Annotated in this window: 19 protein-coding genes and 1 pseudogene; 14 read left to right on the plus strand and 6 right to left on the minus strand. The window is 72.7% G+C overall.

The window, feature by feature from the left end:
* Window positions 1–353: 353 nt before the first annotated feature.
* The 3 genes from LN042_RS11050 (at window position 354) to LN042_RS11060 (ending at window position 1,799) form a co-directional block, all read left to right on the plus strand.
* Window positions 354–710, plus strand: coding sequence for a helix-turn-helix domain-containing protein (locus LN042_RS11050; RefSeq protein ID WP_230050961.1), 357 nt, complete (start codon window positions 354–356; stop codon window positions 708–710).
* Window positions 711–738: 28 nt separating this feature from the next.
* Complete coding sequence (locus LN042_RS11055; RefSeq protein WP_230050962.1) at window positions 739–1,281, plus strand: hypothetical protein; 543 nt, start codon at window positions 739–741, stop codon at window positions 1,279–1,281.
* A 179-nt stretch (window positions 1,282–1,460) separates the two neighbouring features.
* The gene (locus tag LN042_RS11060) at window positions 1,461–1,799 is read left to right on the plus strand and encodes a DUF2516 family protein (RefSeq protein ID WP_230051088.1); all 339 of its coding nucleotides are present in this window, start codon (window positions 1,461–1,463) and stop codon (window positions 1,797–1,799) included.
* 29 nt (window positions 1,800–1,828) lie between these two features.
* On the opposite strand, the gene LN042_RS11065 is transcribed toward LN042_RS11060, so the two are convergent.
* Entirely contained in the window at window positions 1,829–3,547 is a 1,719-nt protein-coding gene (locus tag LN042_RS11065; protein WP_230050963.1) for a PP2C family protein-serine/threonine phosphatase, read from the minus strand.
* 224 nt (window positions 3,548–3,771) lie between these two features.
* On the opposite strand from LN042_RS11065, the gene LN042_RS11070 reads away from it, so the two are divergent.
* Window positions 3,772–4,332, plus strand: a complete 561-nt coding sequence (locus LN042_RS11070; protein ID WP_230050964.1) for an O-acetyl-ADP-ribose deacetylase — start codon at window positions 3,772–3,774, stop codon at window positions 4,330–4,332.
* Between the two features lie 196 nt (window positions 4,333–4,528).
* Here the strand turns inward: LN042_RS11070 and LN042_RS11075 are convergent, their stop codons facing one another.
* Window positions 4,529–5,362, minus strand: a complete 834-nt coding sequence (locus LN042_RS11075; RefSeq protein WP_230050965.1) for a class I SAM-dependent methyltransferase — start codon at window positions 5,360–5,362, stop codon at window positions 4,529–4,531.
* A gap of 164 nt (window positions 5,363–5,526) precedes the next feature.
* Between LN042_RS11075 and mshA the strand changes: the two genes are divergently transcribed.
* Together mshA and LN042_RS11085 are read left to right on the plus strand one after the other, a co-directional pair.
* A complete protein-coding gene (gene mshA, locus LN042_RS11080) occupies window positions 5,527–6,897 on the plus strand; it encodes a D-inositol-3-phosphate glycosyltransferase (RefSeq protein WP_372495711.1) in 1,371 nt (456 codons plus the stop codon).
* Window positions 6,898–7,200: 303 nt separating this feature from the next.
* Window positions 7,201–7,758 carry a type III secretion system chaperone family protein gene (locus LN042_RS11085; RefSeq protein ID WP_230050966.1) on the plus strand — a complete coding sequence of 186 codons (558 nt, stop codon included), beginning with the start codon at window positions 7,201–7,203 and terminating at the stop codon, window positions 7,756–7,758.
* Window positions 7,759–7,870: 112 nt separating this feature from the next.
* Here the strand turns inward: LN042_RS11085 and LN042_RS11090 are convergent.
* Window positions 7,871–8,917, minus strand: a pseudogene (locus LN042_RS11090) (MDR family MFS transporter); the annotation flags it as partial.
* A 305-nt stretch (window positions 8,918–9,222) separates the two neighbouring features.
* Between LN042_RS11090 and LN042_RS11095 the strand changes: the two are divergent.
* Window positions 9,223–9,981, plus strand: a complete 759-nt coding sequence (locus LN042_RS11095) for a phosphoglyceromutase (RefSeq protein WP_230050967.1) — start codon at window positions 9,223–9,225, stop codon at window positions 9,979–9,981.
* Window positions 9,982–10,158: 177 nt separating this feature from the next.
* On the opposite strand, the gene LN042_RS11100 is transcribed toward LN042_RS11095, so the two are convergent.
* A complete protein-coding gene (locus LN042_RS11100) occupies window positions 10,159–10,317 on the minus strand; it encodes a hypothetical protein (protein WP_230050968.1) in 159 nt (52 codons plus the stop codon).
* Between the two features lie 135 nt (window positions 10,318–10,452).
* Window positions 10,453–11,145 (minus strand): phosphate signaling complex protein PhoU, encoded by a 693-nt coding sequence (phoU, locus tag LN042_RS11105; RefSeq protein WP_230050969.1) that lies wholly within the window; start codon window positions 11,143–11,145, stop codon window positions 10,453–10,455.
* A gap of 273 nt (window positions 11,146–11,418) precedes the next feature.
* Between phoU and LN042_RS11110 the strand changes: the two genes are divergently transcribed.
* Both LN042_RS11110 and phoP read left to right on the plus strand, forming a co-directional pair.
* The gene (locus LN042_RS11110; RefSeq protein WP_230050970.1) at window positions 11,419–12,696 is read left to right on the plus strand and encodes a sensor histidine kinase; all 1,278 of its coding nucleotides are present in this window, start codon (window positions 11,419–11,421) and stop codon (window positions 12,694–12,696) included.
* Window positions 12,693–13,388, plus strand: coding sequence for a two-component system response regulator PhoP (phoP, locus tag LN042_RS11115; RefSeq protein ID WP_230050971.1), 696 nt, complete (start codon window positions 12,693–12,695; stop codon window positions 13,386–13,388). Before LN042_RS11110 ends, phoP begins: the two co-directional genes overlap by 4 nt.
* Before the next feature lie 94 nt (window positions 13,389–13,482).
* On the opposite strand, the gene LN042_RS11120 is transcribed toward phoP, so the two are convergent.
* Window positions 13,483–14,175, minus strand: a complete 693-nt coding sequence (locus LN042_RS11120) for a putative periplasmic lipoprotein (RefSeq protein WP_230050972.1) — start codon at window positions 14,173–14,175, stop codon at window positions 13,483–13,485.
* A 401-nt stretch (window positions 14,176–14,576) separates the two neighbouring features.
* On the opposite strand from LN042_RS11120, the gene LN042_RS11125 reads away from it, so the two are divergent.
* The 5 genes from LN042_RS11125 (at window position 14,577) to rlmB (ending at window position 19,291) form a co-directional block, all read left to right on the plus strand.
* The gene (locus LN042_RS11125; protein WP_030244332.1) at window positions 14,577–15,059 is read left to right on the plus strand and encodes a CarD family transcriptional regulator; all 483 of its coding nucleotides are present in this window, start codon (window positions 14,577–14,579) and stop codon (window positions 15,057–15,059) included.
* 292 nt (window positions 15,060–15,351) lie between these two features.
* On the plus strand, window positions 15,352–16,074 hold the full coding sequence (gene ispD / locus LN042_RS11130) for a 2-C-methyl-D-erythritol 4-phosphate cytidylyltransferase (RefSeq protein WP_308191792.1): 723 nt from the start codon (window positions 15,352–15,354) through the stop codon (window positions 16,072–16,074).
* Window positions 16,064–16,570 carry a 2-C-methyl-D-erythritol 2,4-cyclodiphosphate synthase gene (gene ispF / locus LN042_RS11135; RefSeq protein WP_230050973.1) on the plus strand — a complete coding sequence of 169 codons (507 nt, stop codon included), beginning with the start codon at window positions 16,064–16,066 and terminating at the stop codon, window positions 16,568–16,570. Before ispD ends, ispF begins: the two co-directional genes overlap by 11 nt.
* Before the next feature lie 174 nt (window positions 16,571–16,744).
* Window positions 16,745–18,139, plus strand: a complete 1,395-nt coding sequence (cysS, locus tag LN042_RS11140; RefSeq protein WP_230050974.1) for a cysteine--tRNA ligase — start codon at window positions 16,745–16,747, stop codon at window positions 18,137–18,139.
* A gap of 159 nt (window positions 18,140–18,298) precedes the next feature.
* Window positions 18,299–19,291 carry a 23S rRNA (guanosine(2251)-2'-O)-methyltransferase RlmB gene (rlmB, locus tag LN042_RS11145; RefSeq protein WP_230050975.1) on the plus strand — a complete coding sequence of 331 codons (993 nt, stop codon included), beginning with the start codon at window positions 18,299–18,301 and terminating at the stop codon, window positions 19,289–19,291.
* Window positions 19,292–19,463 lie beyond the last annotated feature (172 nt).

Here is a 19,463-nt window from a genome sequence, read left to right on the forward strand (position 1 = left end):
CCGGCAGCAGGACCTGCGGCGCCGGTCGGTGGAGCGAGTCGATGAACTGCGGCAGCCGGGTCAGGAAGAGCGAGGCGGCCTTCGGATTGAGCACACTGCCTTTCGCCGGCTGCGGGCCTACACGGCGCCGCGCTGCGTGCGCTACTTCCTCCAGGGGTGCGGCTGTCAGGAGGGCTGCAAGCCCTCGTTCGGCGACCGGCCCCGGGCCGCCCGCCACCACCAGCGGCACCCGCGCCGCCGGCCAGGCCTGAAACCGCCGTCGGCCGGCACGTCCCTGGCGCACGGGCTCCGGCCGGGTGTTGTGGGTGGCGTGGCGTGCTTGCATTTGCAAGCGCTCCGGTTAGCATGGGCTCATGGCTTCACTGAACGTCAGTTCGTTGGGTGACTACATCCGCGAGCAGCGGCGGAACGCGCAGTACTCGTTGCGCCAGTTGGCCGAGGCCGCGGGTGTGTCCAACCCGTATCTCAGCCAGATTGAGCGAGGACTGCGCAAGCCGAGCGCGGAGATCCTGCAGCAGATCGCGAAGGCCCTGCGGATCTCGGCGGAGACGCTCTACGTGCAGGCCGGCATCCTCGAGGAGCGCCCGGCCGGTGGAGTCGACTTGCGGGCCGCGATCTTCGCGGACACGGCGATCAGCGAACAGCAGAAACACGCCTTGCTGGCCGTGTACGAGGCTTTTGTGACCGAGAACCAGGCAGCCGCGGGCTGAGCCCGGCCCGGGGCGGAGAGGACGATCCATGCCCAGCACCGAGGAGATCCGCAATGAGATCCGCAAGACGCTGAGCGACCCCACGCCGCTCTACGCGCTCGCGGGTGCCGGCGACCTCGCTTACCAGAAGCTGCGCGAGGTGCCCGGCCGGGTCGAGGCGCTGGCCGCCGACCGCAAGGCCGCCCAGGAGGCCGCGGTGGCCCGGCTGCAGGAGGCGCAGGGCAAGCTGGTCGACGCCCAGGCCAGGGTGGTCGGCACGGTCACCGCGCTGCCCACCGACCTGAAGTCGCTGCAGGAGAAGGCACAGGAGTTCGCGCTGCAGCAGGCCGGCCTGGCCGCCGGGCTGGCGATCAAGGCCAAGGAGGTCTACGACGAGCTCGCGGAACGAGGCAAGGTCGTGGTGGCCCGCCCGGCGCGGTCGGGCGGCGAGTCGGTGACGGTGGAGCGGGCCGAGTCGGTGCCGGTGGACGTCGAGGAGGGCGAGGCGGGCGGGGGCGAGCCGGCCGAGACCTCCAAGCCGGCCGCCAAGAAGACCGCCCGGCCCCGGAAGAGCCCGGACGCCGGCCAGTAGCGCCGGCCAGTAGCGCCGGTCGGTGGCCGAAGGTCGGTGAGCAAGGACGGCGACAAGAGACCGCCCGGAAGCCGCTCCGGCGTGGCAGGGTTGAGGCAGATCGCCGTGGGAAGTCACCTGGGGCGACGGTGGCGCGGTGCGCGGGAGGAGACCCGGTGGTCCTGAACACGTTTGACTGGATGAACCCGTTCGAGTGGCTCGCCGCGGTGATCCTGCTGCTCAAGGCGTTCGCCTTCATCGACGCGGCGACCCGGCGGGAGGACGCCTACCGGGCGGCGGACAAGAAGACCAAGGGCTTCTGGCTGATCGTCTTGGGGCTGGCGCTGGCGCTCGACCTGATCTTCGGGGTCAATCCCATCGGCAGCTTCCTGACCTTGGCCGGCCTGGTGGCCGCGATCGTCTACCTGGTGGACGTGCGCCCCGCGATCCGGGCACTGACCGGCGGGCGCGGCGGCCCGGCCGACCGGCTCGGCAGGGCGCTGCGCTCGCTCGGTCGGAAGGGTGGCGGCCGCTGGTGACCGGCGGATCCTGATGGGCTGACCGGTGGTCAGCCCATCAGCTGATGCGGCCGGTGGCGCTCCAGCAGCAGCACGGCCACGTCATCGGTGAGCGCGCCGCCGTTGAGCTCCTCCACCTCGGCGAGCGCGCCGTCCACCAACCGACCGCGGGTGAGGCCGTGGGCCTGGTGGTCGCCGATCAGGGAGAGCAGCCCGTCCTGACCGAGCCGCCGCGAACCCGCGCCGACCCGGCCCTCGATCAGACCGTCGGTGTAGAGCAGCAGACTCCAGCCGGGAGCCAGCTCCAGGTGGTAGGGCGGCCAGACCGCCTCGGTGTCGTCGCAGGGCAGCAGGCCCAGCGCCGGACCGGCGTTGTCGCTGGGCAGCACCACCGGGCGTTCGCTGCCGGAGAGCAGCAGCGGCGCCGGATGCCCGGCCAGGTAGAGCTGGGCGTACTCGACGGCCGGCCCCTCGGAGGGCAGCGGCTGCTGGCCGATCCCCGGCGCCGGCCGGTCGGTCGTCGCCGGGCCGCCGGTCACGGCTTGGCGGTGCGGGCCCGCCTGGTGCTCCGGCGGGGCGCTGGGGGTGATGACCAGCATGCAGAGGGTGGCGAAGATCTCCTCGTTGCGGCGCTCGTGCTCCAGCACGTGCTGCAGCGTGGTGAGCAGCGTCTGCCCGGTGAGCCCGGCGAAGACCAGGGTGCGCCACGCTATCCGCAGTGCGACGCCGAGCGCGGCCTCGTCGGGGCCGTGCCCGCAGACGTCGCCGATGACCACGTGCACGGTGCCGTCGTCGGTGCGGACCGCGTCGTAGAAGTCGCCGCCGAGCAGGGCGCGACGGCGCCCCGGGCGGTAGCGCCGGGTGAACGAGAGATCGGCGCCGTTCAGCAGCGGGGTGGGCAGCAGATGGCGCTGCAGCCGGGCGTTCTCCTGGCCGCGCAGCTCGGCTTCGACCAGGCGGCGCTGCGATTCGTCGGCCCGCTTGCGTTCCACCGCGTACCGCAGGGCACGGGCCAGCAGCGGACCGTCGGTGGCGCCCCGGGTGAGGAAGTCCTGGGCGCCGGCAGCCACGGCGGCGGCGCCCAGTTGGTTGTCGGCGGCGTCGGTGAGCACCACCACGGCCGCATTGGGGGCCAGTCGGAGCACCTCGCGCAGCCCGTCGAGCGGGTCCGTCCGGTCGGTGGCGCCGGGGCCGCCGGGCGTGTCGGTGGGCGGGGTGCCCAGGTCGAGCAGCACGCAGCTGAAGTCGACCAGTGCCGGCCGGCCGCGCCGCTGCCCGGCCAGCAGTCCGGCGGCCGCGGTCAGCCCGTGCGCCCGGTGCAGCTCGAAGGTGGTGCCGCCGGTGGCGATCAGTTCCTGGATCAGCCGGGTGTCGGTGGTGTCGTTCTCGATCAGCAGCAGCTTGAGCGGGCCCGCCGCGCGGTCCCCGGTCACCGGGCGGGCGGTGGCGCGCGGAGCGGGCAGCGCGACGCCGGCCGTCGGCTCGGGGGCGCCCGCGCCGTCGGCGGCACGACGGGGCAGCCGGGCCGCGTCGGCGACCCCGCTCAGGTCGCCGAGCGCCGCGGTGCTGCCGAGGCGGCCCAGCTCCTCGAGGGAGTCGAGGCCGTGGATGGAGTGCAGTCCGTTCATGCCGTTCAGCTCGTCCTCGCCGACCACCGTGGCGGTCGGATCAGGGCATGGCGCGGCGACGCGCTGGCGGACGCCAGCGGTGGCCGGGGCGCCGGACCGGCTGTTGGAGCCGTGTCCTTGCCCGTCTCCCGTAGCGGGCACGGATGATTCCTCCTCTTCCCTGACGGGGTAACGGCTGCGGTCCACGGGTAGTGCCCGCGCGGCACCGCGAGTCAGGGAGCCTTTCGCGACCATAACGTGATCTCCGGGGATTTCCTTGGCTGGTCGGCGTGGATGTGGTTATTGCCACGCTGGTGGCGGGGCTGACGGCTAGCGTGTGGGGACTCGGGTCGGGCGGACCCGTGACCGAGCCCGGGGAGCTGACGGTGACACAGGTCACACTTGTTCAGGGTGATATCACGAAGCAGAGCGTCGATGTGGTGGTCAATGCCGCCAACTCGTCCCTGTTGGGCGGCGGTGGCGTGGATGGAGCGATCCATCGGGCGGGTGGCCCGGAGATCCTCGCCGAGTGCCGGGCGCTGCGGGCCGGGCACTACGGCAGTGGACTGGCGACGGGGCAAGCGGTGGCGACCACGGCCGGGAAGCTGCCGGCCGGGCATGTGGTGCACACCGTCGGCCCGGTTTACGGGGCGTACGCGTTCGAGCAGGGTGCGGAGCTGCTGGCGTCCTGCTACCGGCAGTCGCTCCGACTCGCGGTGGAGCTGGGGGCCGCATCGGTGGCCTTTCCGGCGATCTCGGCCGGGGTGTACGGCTGGCCGATGGAGTCGGTGGCACGGATCGCGCTGTCGACCGTGCTGGCCGAAGTGGCAGGGAGTGCCGGCGGACTGGAGGAGGTGCGGTTCGTGCTGTTCGGAGCCGAGGCCCACGGGACCTTCGAGCGGGTGCGGGACGAGTTGCTGGGCGGCCCGGCGGTGGTGCGGGAGTAGTCGCGCGGGCGGGCCCGCCCATGCCATCTGGTGGGGCGGGCTGGCCCAAACGTTCTGTTCGAATCAAGGAGCGTCAGGTGAACTGCCTCCATGGTGGCCTGACGGGGCGTCAACATGCCAGGGCAATTCGATAACTCGTTCGAGTGAATTGGCGGAGCCGCTCGAAGCTTCGAGCCCGCCGGGCACCGCGGTGGCGTCAGGGCGCCAGCGCTGACCAGGGCAGCGTGACCTCGCCCTGCCGCCACCGGCAGGGCGCGTCGACCAGCGGCCAGTGCCCGCCCAGCGCGGTGCACGCGGCCACCCAGCGCTGCCGCGCCCCGAACGCCCCGTACGGCGCGGCGGCCGCCCAGGCCCGGTCGAAGTCGGTGAGGAAGGCGTGCACCGGCCGGCCCGGCACGTTGTGGTGGATCAGCGCCTTGGGCAGCCGTTCGGCCAGGTCGGAGGGCCGTTCCAGGCCGGCCAGCCGCGCCGCGAAGGTCACCGTGCGCGGTCCTTGCGGCCCCAGCGCCACCCAGACGTGCCGGCGCCCGATCTCGTCGCAGGTGCCCTCGACCAGCAGCCCGTCCGGCGCCAGCCGACCGCACAGCCGCTGCCAGACCGCCTCCACCGCCTCCTCGTCGTACTGGCGCAGCACATTGGCGGCCCGGATCAGCTGGGCGTCGGCCCCGTCGAGCGGCACCTCGAAGCCGCCCCGGCGGAAGGTCAGGCCGGGCGGCCGGGCGTACGGCAGCGCGGCCGCCACCCGGGCGGGCTCGATCTCGATGCCGACCATCCGCACGTCCGGCCGGACCGTGCGCAGCCGGCCGTACAGCTCCACCGCCGTCCACGGCGCCGCACCGTAGCCCAGGTCCACGGCGACCGGGGCGGCGTCGGCGCGGCGCAACCGCCCGCCCAGGGTGTGCACGATCCAGCGGTCCATCCGACGCAGCCGGTTGGTGTTGGTGGTCCCCCGGGTGACGGTTCCCACCGGCCGGGCGCCGGGCCGGGCGGTCCGCGTCCCGAACGCGCCCGGGTCGAACGATGAAGCCATGCCCGCAGGGTACGCGGCGGCGGGCCGGCCGCCATCCGCCCGGTGCGCCGGGCGACTGAGTCGAGGGTCACGGAGGCGTGCGGGAATTCCGGCTCCCCTCAGGGGGTTGTGCGCCTGTTGAACCCAGTAGAGGGGTCGGGCCAGACGAGAGAGGTTGCAGTCAGGTGATCCAGCACCCCGTGTCGACGGCAAGGCGCGACCGGCAGTCCGCGTCGCGCGGGCGACTGCACGCCTTCGCCACCCGCGGCCGCCGGCCGCGCCGGATCGCGATGCTGAGCGTCCACACCTCTCCACTGCACCAGCCGGGCACGGGCGACGCCGGCGGGATGAACGTCTACATCGTCGAGCTCGCCAAACGGCTGGCCACGCTCGACATAGAGGTGGAGGTGTTCACCCGGAGCACCTCCTCCGACCTTCCGCCGAGCGTCGAGCTGGCCCCCGGCGTGCTGGTCCGGCACGTCACCGCCGGCCCCTACGAGGGCCTGGTGAAGGAGGACCTGCCGACGCAGCTGTGCGCCTTCACCCACGGCGTGCTGCGCACCGAGGCGGGCCACCGGCCGGGCCACTACGACCTGGTGCACTCGCACTACTGGCTCTCCGGGCAGGTCGGCTGGCTGGCCGCCGAGCGCTGGGGGGTGCCGCTGGTGCACACCATGCACACCATGGCCAAGGTGAAGAACGCCGCGCTGGCGGAGGGCGACACCCCCGAACCGGCGGCCCGTGTGATCGGCGAGACCCAGGTGGTCGAGGCCGCGGACCGGCTGATAGCCAACACCGCCGACGAGGCCCGCGAGCTGGCCTTCCACTACGCGGCCAGGCCCGACCAATTGGCCGTGGTGCACCCCGGGGTCAACCTGGAGCGGTTCGAGCCCGGCGGCCCGGGCGGGCAGCAGGCCGCCCGCGCCCGGCTGGGCCTGCCGCAGGACGCCGTCGTGTTGCTGTTCGCCGGCCGCATCCAGCCGCTGAAGGCGCCGGACGTGCTGCTCAAGGCGGTCGCCGAACTGCTGGCGCGCCGTCCCGAGCTGCGCGAGCGGCTGGTGGTGGCCGTGGTGGGCGGTCCGTCCGGCAGCGGCCTGGCCGAGCCGAAGGGCCTGCAGAAGCTGGCCGCCCAGCTCGGGCTCTGCGACGTGGTGCGGTTCCATCCGCCGGTGGGCCAGTCCGAGCTGGCCCAGTGGTACCGGGCCGCGACGGCGCTGGTGATGCCCTCCCACAGCGAGTCCTTCGGCCTGGTGGCCCTGGAGGCCCAGGCGTGCGCCACGCCGGTGGTGGCGGCCGCGGTCGGCGGGCTGCCGGTGGCGGTGCAGGACGGCGAGACGGGCACCCTGGTGACGGGGCACGACCCGGTCGACTGGGCGCGGGCCCTGGAACCGTACCTGACCCGTCCCGAGCTGGTCGCCCGGCAGGGCGCGGCGGCGGCCCTTCACGCGTCGGGCTTCGGCTGGGGCGCGGCGGCCGCGGCCACCGCCGAGGTCTACTCGGGCGCGATGAGCAGACCGGCCGGGTTGCTCAGCCTGGCCCGGCGGCGCTCGGGCTGACCGCGGTGAGGCCGCCGACGGTGTGTGCTGCCGGAGCTGCCGGACGGGGAGGCCGGACCAGGGTGTCGGTCGCCGGGTGCTGGTCGGTTGTGATGTCGGGCGGGGGATGGCCGGTCGTGCACGGACGTTGAACGCTTGGGGCGTCGGACGGGGGATGGCCGGTCGTGTACGGACGTTGAGCGCTTGGGCCGTCGGGTGGGGGACGGCCGGTCGCGCGAGCCGCCAAGCGTGTGACACGCCGAGCGGTGGGACGCCGGTCGCAAACGGCGGCAGCGGCGCCTACCAGCCGGTAGCGTCACCGCCATGGCAACCCGTACCAAGGACGAGGCCCGCGGCCTGCTGGCCGCCGCGCTGGACGAGACCGGAGTGAGCTGGGAGCCGGCCGCCGCCGACCCGTACACCCTGGTGGCGACCCTCCCCGGCACCCGCAAGCTCAGCACCACCTGTGCGTTGCGGATCGGCGACCACACCCTCTCGGTGAACGCCTTCGTGATCCGCCGCCCGGACGAGAACCACGAGGCGGTGTTCCGTTGGCTACTGGAACGCAACACCCGGCTGTACGGCGTCGCCTACGCGCTGGACTCGCTGGGGGACGTCTACCTGACCGGTCGCCTGCCGCTGGAGGCGCTGAGCGCCCAGGCGGTGGACCGGTTGCTCGGCACCGTGCTGGATGCGGCCGACGAGCCGTTCAACACCCTGTTGGAGCTGGGCTTCGCCACCGCGATCCGGAAGGAGTGGGAGTGGCGGACCAAGCGCGGTGAGTCCACCCGCAACCTGACCGCCTTCGCCCACCTGGCCGGCCCGGAACGGCAGCCCACCGGCCCGGAGCAGCAGGCGACCGCACCGGAGCAGCAGGCGTAGCCGCTCCGGGTCGTCGGTCGGCGGCCGCCGTGGTGGTCCGGGCGGCGGTCGCCGTGGTGCGGGCGGTCGCCGTGGCGTCGGCCCGGCGGCCGACGAGGAGGTAGCCCACGCCCGCGGCGGTGCCGATCAGCGCGCAGCCGCCCCAGACCGCGCCCGCTCCCGCGTGGTCCAACAGCAGCCCGCCGGCCGCCGGGCCGACGAAGGACGCCCCGGACCAGGCCAGCGAGGAGACCCCCTGGTAGCGGCCGCGGGCGTGGGTCGGCGAGAGCTCGGCCACCAGGCTCATGTTGGTGGGCACCTGGACCACCTCACCGACCGTCCAGACCGCCACGCTCAGCGCGTAGAGCAGCACCGAGGTGCCGGCCAGGGCGGTGAGCGCCGCGCCCCAGCCGGCCAGCAGCGCGGCGGTCATCAGTACCCGGGCGCGGTCCCGGCCCCGGATCAGCCGGGTGACCGGGATCTGCAGCACCACGATCAGCAGTCCGTTGAGCCCGATGACCAGGCCGTACTGGGTGGTGCTCAGGCCCTCCCGGCCCATCACCACCGCCAGCGTGCTGCTGCCCTGCTGCATGATCACCGCGAACAGGAAGGTCATGGACACCAACGCGGTGAACCGCCGGTCGCGGAAGACGGTGCCCAGGCTGACCTGCGGCGCCTCGTCCCGTCGCCCGGGCTCGGGCGCGGTCGGCCGCGACTCGCGGACCTTGGCGAACACCACCATGGCGCAGAGCGCGGTGGTGGCGGCGTCGGCCAGGAAGAGCGGCCGGAAGCCGCCGAGTGCGATCAGTCCGGCGACCGCCGCGGAGACCCCGAAGCCGATGTTGATCGCCCAGTAGTTGAGTGAGAAGGCCCGCACCCGGTCCGCGGCCGGGACCACGTCGGCGATGATCGCGGAGATGGCGGGGCGGCCGGCGTTGGCGCACAGGCCGGTCAGCAGGGCGACGGCGGCGATCAGCAGGCGGCCACTGGTGTAGGCCAGCGCCGCCGTGCAGCCGGCGGTGAGCAGCTGGGACGCGAGCACGGTGGGCCGCCGGCCGAGGCGGTCCGCCAGCACCCCGCCGATCAGCGAGCCGACCGCCGCGCCGAGCCCGTACAGCGCGACCACCATGCCCGCGTACGAGGCCGAGTAGCCGCGTTCCGTGGTCAGGTAGAGCGCCATGAACGTGGTCACGAACGCGCCCAGCTTGTTGACCAGCGTGGACAGCCAGAGCCACCAGAACTCGGCCGGCAGCCCTCCGACCGACTCGGTCAGGGCGCTGCGCAGCCGGGTCGGCAGGGCTGGGGCGGCGGTGGTCACACAAGGCTCCCGGGGTGGCGGGTGCCCCGACGGGCGAGTGGGGCGCCGCAGTCGGGACACGGAGCTGGCGTAGGTGGCTCATGTAAGTGGCTCAGCTGACGAGCACACATTACAAGCGGCCCCGGGGTCAGGCCAGTGATTTATTCCGACGGACTAAGCTGTCGGCCATGGCTGACACGACCTACCGACTGATCCTGCTGCGCCACGGCGAGAGCGAGTGGAACCAGAAGAACCTCTTCACCGGCTGGGTCGACGTCGACCTCAACGAGAAGGGTGAGAAGGAGGCGGCGCGCGGCGGCGAACTGCTGGCGGCCGAGGGCCTGCTCCCCGACGTGGTGCACACCTCGCTGCTGCGCCGGGCGATCCGCACCTCGCAGATCGCGCTGGACAAGGCCGATCGGCACTGGATCCCGGTCAGCCGCAGCTGGCGGCTGAACGAGCGCCACTACGGCGCGCTGCAGGGCAAGGACAAGGCGGCGACCCTGGCCGAGTTCGGCGAGGACCAGTTCCAGCTGTGGCGCCGCTCCTACGACACCCCGCCGCCGGCGCTGTCCGACGACTCCGAGTACTCCCAGGCCCGCGACTCGCGCTACGCCGAGATCCCCAGCGAGCTGCGGCCGCGCACCGAGTGCCTGAAGGACGTCGTCACCCGGATGCTGCCCTACTGGTACGACGCGATCGTGCCGGACCTGGCCGCGGGCAAGACGGTGCTGGTCACCGCGCACGGCAACAGCCTGCGCGCGCTGGTGAAGCACCTGGACGGCATTTCCGACGAGGCCATCGCCGGGCTGAACATCCCCACCGGCATCCCGCTGGTCTACGAGCTGGACGCGGACTTCAAGCCGGTCACCGCCGGCGGCCGCTACCTGGACGCCGAGGCAGCCGCCGCCGCGATCGAGGCGGTCAAGAACCAGGGCAAGAAGTAAGCCACTTGCCGACCCGGCCCCTGACCTGCGCGGATGGCGCGGATCGGGGGCCGGGGTGCGTTCCGGGGCGTCTGCGGGCGCGTTTCCGGGGCCGGCCGGCCGCCCACCGGCGCGTCGTGGAACGGCCCCCGACCTGCGCGCACTTCGCGCGGGACCGGGGGCCGTTGTCGTTCGGGCTCAGTGCTCGCCGCAGCAGCCGCCGTCGGCACCGCCGCACTGGCACGGGGCACCGGACTGGCAGCCGCAGCCGCAGCCCGGGCTGCAGCCGCAGGCGCCGAGCAGGATCTCCTGCGGCGCCGTCTCGGCGGAGGTGGGTCGGGCGTGGTTGGTGGTCATGATGAGGTGCCCTCCTCGATCGAACAGACGGCCTGTTCGGCGATGTCTGACATCGAGTGAAGACCCGTCCCTGATGGAGCGTCAACGGGCGCACCGAGGTGGAGAGTCGGCCGGGCGTGCGCCCCCAGCCGGGCGCTACTCGGCCGGGGCGTCGGCGTCCACCGGGTAGTCGTCCGGCACGTACTCGCCCGCGTGCTCGCCGGTGACCAGGAAGACCACCCGCTTGGCCACCGAGACCGCGTGGTCGGCGAACCGCTCGTAGTAGCGGCCGATCAGGGTCACGTCCACGCCGGTCTCGATGCCGTGCTGCCAGCGGTCGTCGATCAGGTGGGCGAAGAGCTCGCGGTGCAGCTCGTCCATCGCGTCGTCGTCGCGCTCCAGCTGCAGCGCAGCCTCGACGTCCTTGGTCGCGATGACCTGACCGGCCTTGGCGACCAGCCGCTGGGCGAGCTGGCCCATCTCCAGCACGATCGGGTGCAGGTCGCCGGGGACGGCGTGGGCCGGGTAGCGCAGCCGCGCCACCTTGGCGACGTGCCGGGCCAGGTCGCCGCAGCGCTCCAGGTCGGCGCTCATCCGCAGGCTGGTGACCACGATCCGCAGGTCGGTGGCGACCGGCTGCTGCCGGGCCAGCAGGTCGATGGCCCGGTTCTCCAGGTCGTGGTGGAGGGCGTTGACCTTCTCGTCGGCCGCGATCACGCTCTCGGCGAGGGTCAGGTCGGCGTCGAGCAGTGCGGTGGTGGCCCGGCCCATCGCCGAACCGACCAGCCGGGCCATCTCGACCAGGCCGTCACCGATCGAGTCGAGTTCCTCGTGGTACGTGTCGCGCATGCGCTTCTCTTCTCCTCACTAGCTGTGTCGGTGGCGGTGCCGACCTGGCCGCCGCGCCCCCGGGGGCGGGTCGGCCGCTGCTGGTGGCGCGCATGGTACGCGCGCCAAGGACCCACACGGGCTGCGTTCCACCAGAGTGGGCCGTCCGAACGACGCGGCACGGCCGGGGCGGTGAATCAGCGGCTACCTGAAGGTGAATTCTCGGCAACGCGTGGCCGATGCCTTGTTTCCTGGCTTTCAAAGCGCCGGTCGGATGCGCTTACGCTGGTCCGCATGGACGTGAATGTGGCTGCCGCCGCTGCCTGCGCCATCGCCGGGCTCGGTGTCGGCCTCACCGCCTCCATCGCATTCCGCTGGAGCGAGCGCGAGCAGCACCGCGGCGGCGGTAGCAGCAGGCGGAACGGCGGTACCGCGGCGATGAGCTCGCCGCTCCAGGAACCGGCGCTCCCACCGGGCGTGGACACCGTGCTCTCGGTGCTGCGCTCGTGCGCGATCGTGCTCGGAGACGGTGACGAGGTGGTCAAGGCCAGCTCGGCCGCCTACTCCATGGGGCTGGTCCGCGGCGGCGCGGTGGCCGTCGAGCCGATGCTCGCACTGGCCCGCTCCACCCGGCGCGACGGGGAGATCCGCCAGGCCGAGCTGGACGTGCCGCGCCCGGGCGTGCAGCGCTCCGGCGAGCCGCTCTCGGTCTCGGTCCGGGTGGCCCCGCTGGGCTCCCGGCTGGTCCTGGTGCTGGTCGAGGACCTCACCGAGCGGCGCCGGATCGAGGCGGTCCGCCGCGACTTCGTGGCCAACGTCAGCCATGAGCTCAAGACGCCGGTGGGCGCCCTGTCGCTGCTCTCCGAGGCGGTCGCGGACGCGGCCGACGACCCGGAGGCGGTGCAGCGCTTCGCCGGCCGGATGCAGATCGAGGCGACCCGGCTGGCCAGCCTGGTGCAGGAGATCATCGATCTCTCCCGGGTGCAGGACGACCGGCTGTTGATGGAACCCGAGCCGGTGGCGGTGGACGAGCTGATCGCCGAGGCGATCGACCGCTGCCGCCAGCAGGCCGCGGCCAAGCAGATCCACATCGCGGCCGGTGGCATCGCCGGCCTCCACATCCACGGCGACCGCGGCCAGCTCGCCGCCGCACTCGGCAACCTCGTCGAGAACGCCGTCAACTACAGCCCGCCGCGGACGCGGGTGGCGATCGCCACCCGGCGGATCGCCAGCGCCGCCGCGATCGGCGAGGCGGACGGCGAACTGATCGAGATCTCGGTGACCGACCAGGGCATCGGCATCTCGGAGAAGGACCGCGAGCGGATCTTCGAACGCTTCTACCGGGTGGACCCGGCCCGGTCCCGGGCCACCGGCGGAACCGGCCTGGGCCTGTCCATCGTCAAGCACGTGGCGGCCTCGCACGGCGGCACCGTCTCGGTCTGGAGCGTCGAGGGACAGGGCTCCACCTTCACCATCCGGCTGCCCGCCGGTCAGAACCCGGCGCCGGCTTCGGCGGCGCCCGACGAACCCGCAACACCCACCCCCCTTCCTGCCCCGGAGGCCCGATCGTGACCCGAGTACTGGTGGTCGAGGACGAGGAGTCGTTCAGCGACGCCCTGTCGTACATGCTTCGCAAGGAGGGCTTCGAGGTGGCCGTGGCCGCCACCGGCCCCGACGCGCTGGAGCAGTTCGAACGGAACGGCGCCGACCTGGTGCTGCTCGACCTGATGCTGCCCGGGCTGCCCGGCACCGAGGTCTGCCGCCAGCTGCGGGTGCGCTCCAACGTGCCCGTGATCATGGTGACCGCCAAGGACAGCGAGATCGACAAGGTGGTCGGCCTGGAGATAGGCGCCGACGACTACGTCACCAAGCCCTACTCGACCCGGGAGCTGGTCGCCCGGATCCGCGCGGTGCTGCGCCGCCGCGGCGAGGACGGCGGGATCGGCAACGACGGCGGCGGCCCGGGCGCGCTGGAGGCGGGCCCGGTGCGGATGGACGTCGACCGGCACGTGGTGACCGTCGACGGCGCCAAGGTCGACCTGCCGCTCAAGGAGTTCGACCTGCTGGAGATGCTGCTGCGCAACGCCGGCCGGGTGCTGACCCGGATGCAGCTGATCGACCGGGTCTGGGGCGCGGACTACGTCGGCGACACCAAGACCCTGGACGTGCACGTGAAGCGGCTGCGCGCCAAGATCGAGCCCGACCCGGGGGCCCCGCGCTACCTGGTGACGGTCCGTGGGCTCGGCTACAAGTTCGAGCCGTAAGCCGGATCGGGCGACGAACGGTCAAGGGCCGCTCCCGAAAGGGGTGCGGCCCTTGGCGTGCGCGGGGGCGGATGAGCCCCCGCGCACTTCTTGCTCAGTGCGCCGAGGGGCTCACGCTGCCGCTCGGGGAGGAGCTGCCGCTCGGGGAGGCCGGGGCCGAGCCCGTGGCGCTCGCCGTGGCGGTCGGGCCGTTCGGCGTGGTCGGGGCCGTGGCGGAGGCGGTCGCGGAAGCACTGGCGGACGCCGACGCGCTCGCCGAGGCCGACGGCGAGGACGGGCCGTACGACTCGTAGGGGCCGTTGGCCGGCGCGACCGCGGCGTTGACGTCGACCTTGCCGGCCGAGGAGAAGGTGAAGGTGGCGGGCGCGTAGCCGCCGGCCGTCAGGGTGGCGTTGGCCAGGCGGGCGGTGGGCTGGCCCTGGCCGCCGATGGCCACCGCGCCCAGCGGCGGGATCACGATGCCGCCGGGCAGGGCGGCGCCGGTGGCGTCCTGGAAGGTCGCGGCAGTACCGGCCACCGTCAGGGACTGCAGGGTCTCCGGGGCAGCACCGGTGTTGCTGATGTTCACCGTGACGTTCGCCGGGCCGGCCTCGCCGCTGGTCTGCGACGGGTCGACGACCACGACGATGCCGTTCAGCTTCAGGGTGGAGCCGATCGAGGTGGCCGGGGTGTTCGGCTTGACCTGCAGGGTGGCCGAGCTGGGGCCCGCGGCGCAGGCGGAGAGGGAGACGGCGGCGAAGGCGAGAACGATGGCGGCACTGCCACCGCGTCGAAGGCTGCGGCTCACGGCGGCGGTATCTCCTTGATCGCGTGTCGGTTGGTCAGCGCCCAGCGTACCGACAGCACTTATCCGCCCCTCACGGGGTGGTCCCCGTGTCGCGGGCGCAGCACCCGGCCTGTGGCGGTGGCAGGGGTTCCGGAACCGCCGTGGGATCAGATCACGATCGTGAAACGGTGAATATCCGGTGACGACTTCAAGATCGAATGCCGGGTTTCCGGGCTGTTGCGTGAGGTTTGGCTCGCGCCGGGAAGGGCCTCCGACCTGCGAGAAGCCGCTCCAAGGCGGTGGCCGCAGCATGCCGCAGGGGTCCTTGTCAAGCCCCGAGACCGGCCCTGACCTGCGAAAACGCCCTTCGGGTGGACGGAAAAGCGTGTTATTCTGGAAAGCCACGGAAGGGGTCCTGTCACATGACGTTCAAGGTTGGCGACACGGTGGTCTACCCCCATCACGGGGCTGCACTGATCGAGGCCATCGAAATTCGCCAGATCAAAGGTGTGGACAAGACCTACCTGGTGCTGAAGGTTCAGCAGGGAGACCTCACGCTGCGCGTCCCCGCGGAGAACGCGGAGTTCGTCGGCGTGCGCGACGTGGTCGGCCAGGAGGGTCTGGACCGGGTCTTCGAGGTGCTGCGCGCGCCGTACACCGAAGAGCCCACCAACTGGTCTCGCCGCTACAAGGCGAACCTGGAGAAGCTCGCGTCCGGTGACGTCATCAAGGTCGCCGAGGTGGTCCGCGACCTGTGGCGCCGGGAGCGCGAGCGCGGCCTGTCGGCCGGCGAGAAGCGGATGCTCGCCAAGGCGCGGCAGATCCTCGTCAGCGAGCTGGCGCTGGCGGAGAACACCAACGAGGACAAGGCGGAGACGCTGCTCGACGAGGTGCTCGCCTCGTAGTACGCAGGGCGCCCGCGCGCTGCCGTGCGTCAGCACAGCGCCCGGTGCTGCTGTGTCACTGTGGATCAGCTGGTCCAGATGTGATGCCGTGGCAGTCCGGGCGCTGCGGCATGCCCGGGGGCACATCGACTCGGTGCCCGAGAGTCGACTCGAAGCCCGAGATGCGGCCCGGTACCCGAGAGGCGGCGCCGGGTGGAAGGGGTCCGGTGCACCGTCTGACGGGTACGCCAGGGCCATACCCACTTCGGCGAAGGAGTGAAACCTGAACACCACAGGAGTAGTGGCAGCTGCCGTGGTCCCCGCCGCCGGGCGGGGCGAGCGGCTCGGGCCGGGAGCGCCCAAGGCGCTGCGCGAACTGGGCGGTGCGCCGCTGCTGGTGCACGCCGTGCGGGCGCTGGCGCGCAGTAGGTCGGTCGGTCTGGTCGTGGTGGCCGCGCCGCCGGCCGGGGTGGCCGAGGTGGTCGGCCTGCTGGACAGCCACGGGCTGGACGGCAAGGACATCCGGGTGGTGGCCGGCGGGGCGACCCGCCAGGAGTCGGTGCGCCTGGGCCTGGCGGCGATCCCCGAGCAGACCGAGATCGTGCTGGTGCACGACGCGGCCCGGCCGCTGGTGCCGGTCGAGGTGGTGGACGCCGTGATCGGCGCGGTGCGCGGTGGTGCCGGGGCGGTGGTGCCGGCGGTGCCGCTGGCCGACACCGTCAAGCGGGTGGGGCCCGCCGGGCCCGGCCGGCCCGAGCCGGTGCTCGACACGCCGGACCGTGCCACCCTGCGGGCCGTGCAGACGCCGCAGGGCTTCCGCCGCGAGCTGCTGGCCGAGGTGCACGCCAAGGCGCTGGCCGAGGCGGAGTCCGGCGGCGGCCCCGCGGTGACCGACGACGCCGGGCTGGTCGAGTGGTACGGCGGCCAGGTGGTCGTGGTGCCCGGCCACGAGGAGGCGTTCAAGGTGACCCGGCCGCTGGACCTGGTGCTGGCCGAGGCGGTACTCACCCGACGGAGGGCTTCCGATGGCTTCTGAATCCGTGTCAACTCCCTTCGTGATGCCGCGCGTCGGGATCGGCACCGATGTGCACGCATTCGCCGACGGGGTGCCGCTGCACGTCGCCGGACTGCACTGGGAGGACGCCCCGCGGGGGCTGGCCGGCCACTCGGACGGCGACGTGGTGGCGCACGCCGCCTGCAACGCCGTCTTCTCGGCGGCCGGACTCGGCGATCTGGGAACGCACTTCGGCACCGACCGCCCCGAGTGGGCCGGTGCGGCGGGCACCACGCTGCTCGCCGAGGCGGCCCGGATCGTGCGCGAGGCCGGCTTCGAGATCGGCAACATCGCCGTCCAGGTGATCGGGGCCCGGCCGCGGATCGGCAGCCGGCGGGCGGAGGCCGAGAAGGTGCTGTCGGCCGCGGCCGGGGCGCCGGTGGCGCTCTCCGCCGCCACCACCGACGGGCTCGGCATGACCGGCCGCGGCGAGGGGCTGGTCGGACTGGCCACCGCGCTGGTCTACCCGAGGGGCTGACCGTGCCGGTCGCACCGAGGGGCTGACCGTGCGGGCCGACCGGAGGGAACCGCGCAGGCCGACCGGAGCGGGGAGGCTCCGGTCGGCCACGGTGCGTCATTCCGGTTCACGCGGACGTCACGTCCGTCCGCAAAGGTGGCGGGGCACTGCCCGCTTCCCACTACCCTGGACGCTGTGAGCCTTCGCCTGTACGACACCAGCACCCGCCAGGTACGCGACTTCGTCCCGCTTGTACCGGGCTGCGTCTCGATCTACCTGTGCGGCGCGACCGTGCAGAGCGCCCCGCACATCGGGCACATCCGCTCCAACCTCAACTTCGACATGATGCGCCGTTGGTTCGCCCACCGTGGCTACGACGTGACCTACGTGCGCAACGTCACCGACATCGACGACAAGGTGCTCAAGAAGGAGCAGGAGCTCGGTCTGCCCTGGTGGCAGATCGCCTACGCCAACGAGCGTGCCTTCGACGACGGTTACACCGCCCTCGGCTGCCTGCCGCCGACCGTCGAGCCGCGGGCCACCGGTCACGTCCCCGAGATGATCGACATGATGCAGGCGCTGATCGCCAAGGGCCACGCCTACGCGGCCGACGGCAACGTCTACTTCGACGTCAAGTCGTTCCCCGAGTACCTGCGGCTCTCCAACCAGAAGCTGGAGAACCTGCTGCAGCCCGAGGGCGAGGGCGAGACCGGCAAGCGCGACGCGCGCGACTTCGCCATGTGGAAGGCGGCGAAGGACGGCGAGCCGAGCTGGAACACCCCGTGGGGCCCCGGCCGTCCGGGCTGGCACCTGGAGTGCTCCGCGATGGCGCACAAGTACCTGGGCCGCGCCTTCGACATCCACGGCGGCGGGTTGGACCTGATCTTCCCGCACCACGAGAACGAGATCGCCCAGTCCAAGGCGTTCGGCGACGACTTCGCCAACTTCTGGGTGCACAACGCCTGGGTCACCCTGTCCGGCGAGAAGATGAGCAAGTCGCTGGGCAACTCGGTGCTGGTCTCCGAGATGGTGAAGCGCTGGCGGCCGATCGTGCTCCGCTACTACCTGGGCAGCCCGCACTACCGCTCGATGATCGAGTACAGCGAGGAGGCGCTGCGCGAGGCCGAGGCCGCCTTCAGCCGGATCGAGGGCTTCATCCAGCGCGTCGTGGAGCGCTGCGGCCCGGTGGAGCCGGCCGCCGAGGTACCGCCGGCCTTCGCCGAGGCGATGGACGACGACCTGGGCGTGCCGCAGGCGCTGGCCGTGGTGCACACCGCGGTCCGGCAGGGCAACAGCGCGCTCACCGCGGACGACAAGGAGAACGCGGTCGCCCGCGTCTCCGAGGTCCGTGCGATGCTCGGTGTACTGGGCCTCGACCCGCTGGACCCGATGTGGGCCGGCACCGAGCAGGGCGAAGACCTCCACGGCGTGGTCGACTCGCTGGTCCACCTGGTGCTGGAGCAGCGCCAGGCGGCCCGGGCCCGCAAGGACTACGCCACCGCGGACGCCATCCGCGACCAGCTGGGGCTGGCCGGGCTGGCGATCGAGGACACTCCGTCCGGCCCCCGCTGGACGCTCAACAACCAGTAGCCCCGCCCGGCACCCACGGAACCCCGTAGGTGCCGTGCGCCGGGCGCCGACCAGTAGCCCCGCGCTCGCGCACTGGGCGCCGCTGGGCCGTACTCTCCAGGAGTACGGCCCTTCGGCATGACGCAGACAGATTTTCGGCGAAAGACAGGAAGCCACACCATGGCCGGCAACAGCCAGCGCAGGAACCGCCGCAACCCCGGATCGAAGAAGGGCGCGAGTGTCGGTACCGGCGGCCACAGCCGGAAGGCACTCCAGGGCAAGGGGCCGACCCCGCCCGCCGAGGCCCGCAAGGGCCACCCCAAGCAGCGTGCCGCCAACGCGGCGCTCAAGCGCGAGCGGGACGCCAAGGCCCGCGCCGGGATGCGCCGGGCCGGCGGTGCCGGCCGGGGCGGTCGCGGCGGCGCGGGCAGCGCGGAGCTCGTGGTCGGGCGCAACTCGGTGGTCGAGGCGCTGCAGGGCGGGGTGCCCGCCACCGCGCTCTACGTGATGCAGTTCATCGACACCGACGACCGGGTGCGCGAGGCGTTCCACGCCGCCAATGAGCGCGGCATCCCGCTGATGGAGGCCCCGCGCCCGCAGCTGGACCAGATGACCGGCGGCCTCAACCACCAGGGCCTGGTGCTCCAGGTGCCGCCGTACGATTACGCGCACCCCGATGACCTGCTGGAGTTCGCCGCGGACGCCGGCCAGGACGCGCTGATCATGGCGCTGGACGGGGTGACCGACTCCCGCAACCTGGGCGCCGTGGTCCGCTCGGCCGCCGCGTTCGGCGCGCACGGCGTGGTGATCCCGGAGCGGCGGGCAGCCGGCATGACCGCCGGCGCCTGGAAGACCTCCTCCGGTGCGGCGGCCCGGCTGCCGGTGGCCCGGGCGACCAACCTGACCCGGGCGCTCGAGGCCTACCAGAAGGCCGGACTGATGGTGGTCGGACTGGCCGCCGACGGCGAGGCCGAGATCGGTGACCTGGACGCGCTGACCGGCCCCGTGGTGGTCGTCGCGGGCAGCGAGGGCCGCGGGCTCTCCCGGCTGGTCTCGGAGACCTGCGACCTGCGGGTGCGGATCCCGATGCCGGGTGAGACCGAGTCGCTCAACGCCGGTGTGGCCGCCGGCATCGTGCTCTACGAGGCGGCCCGGCTGCGCGCCAAGAGCTGACGTTCTGGCGTTTGCGGAACCCGAGTTCGATTGAGTCCGGATTCCGCTCGCCTCTGACGGATGCTGTCACCGTCGTGCGCGAGGGTGACAGCATCCGTCAGCGATCTTTGCGGTTGCACTCTCAGGAGTGTCCTAACCGGGCGACACCCGGTTAGAGCTGGTGTGGACACCA

The organism is Kitasatospora humi, assembly GCF_020907985.1.
Lineage (GTDB): Bacteria > Actinomycetota > Actinomycetes > Streptomycetales > Streptomycetaceae > Kitasatospora > Kitasatospora humi.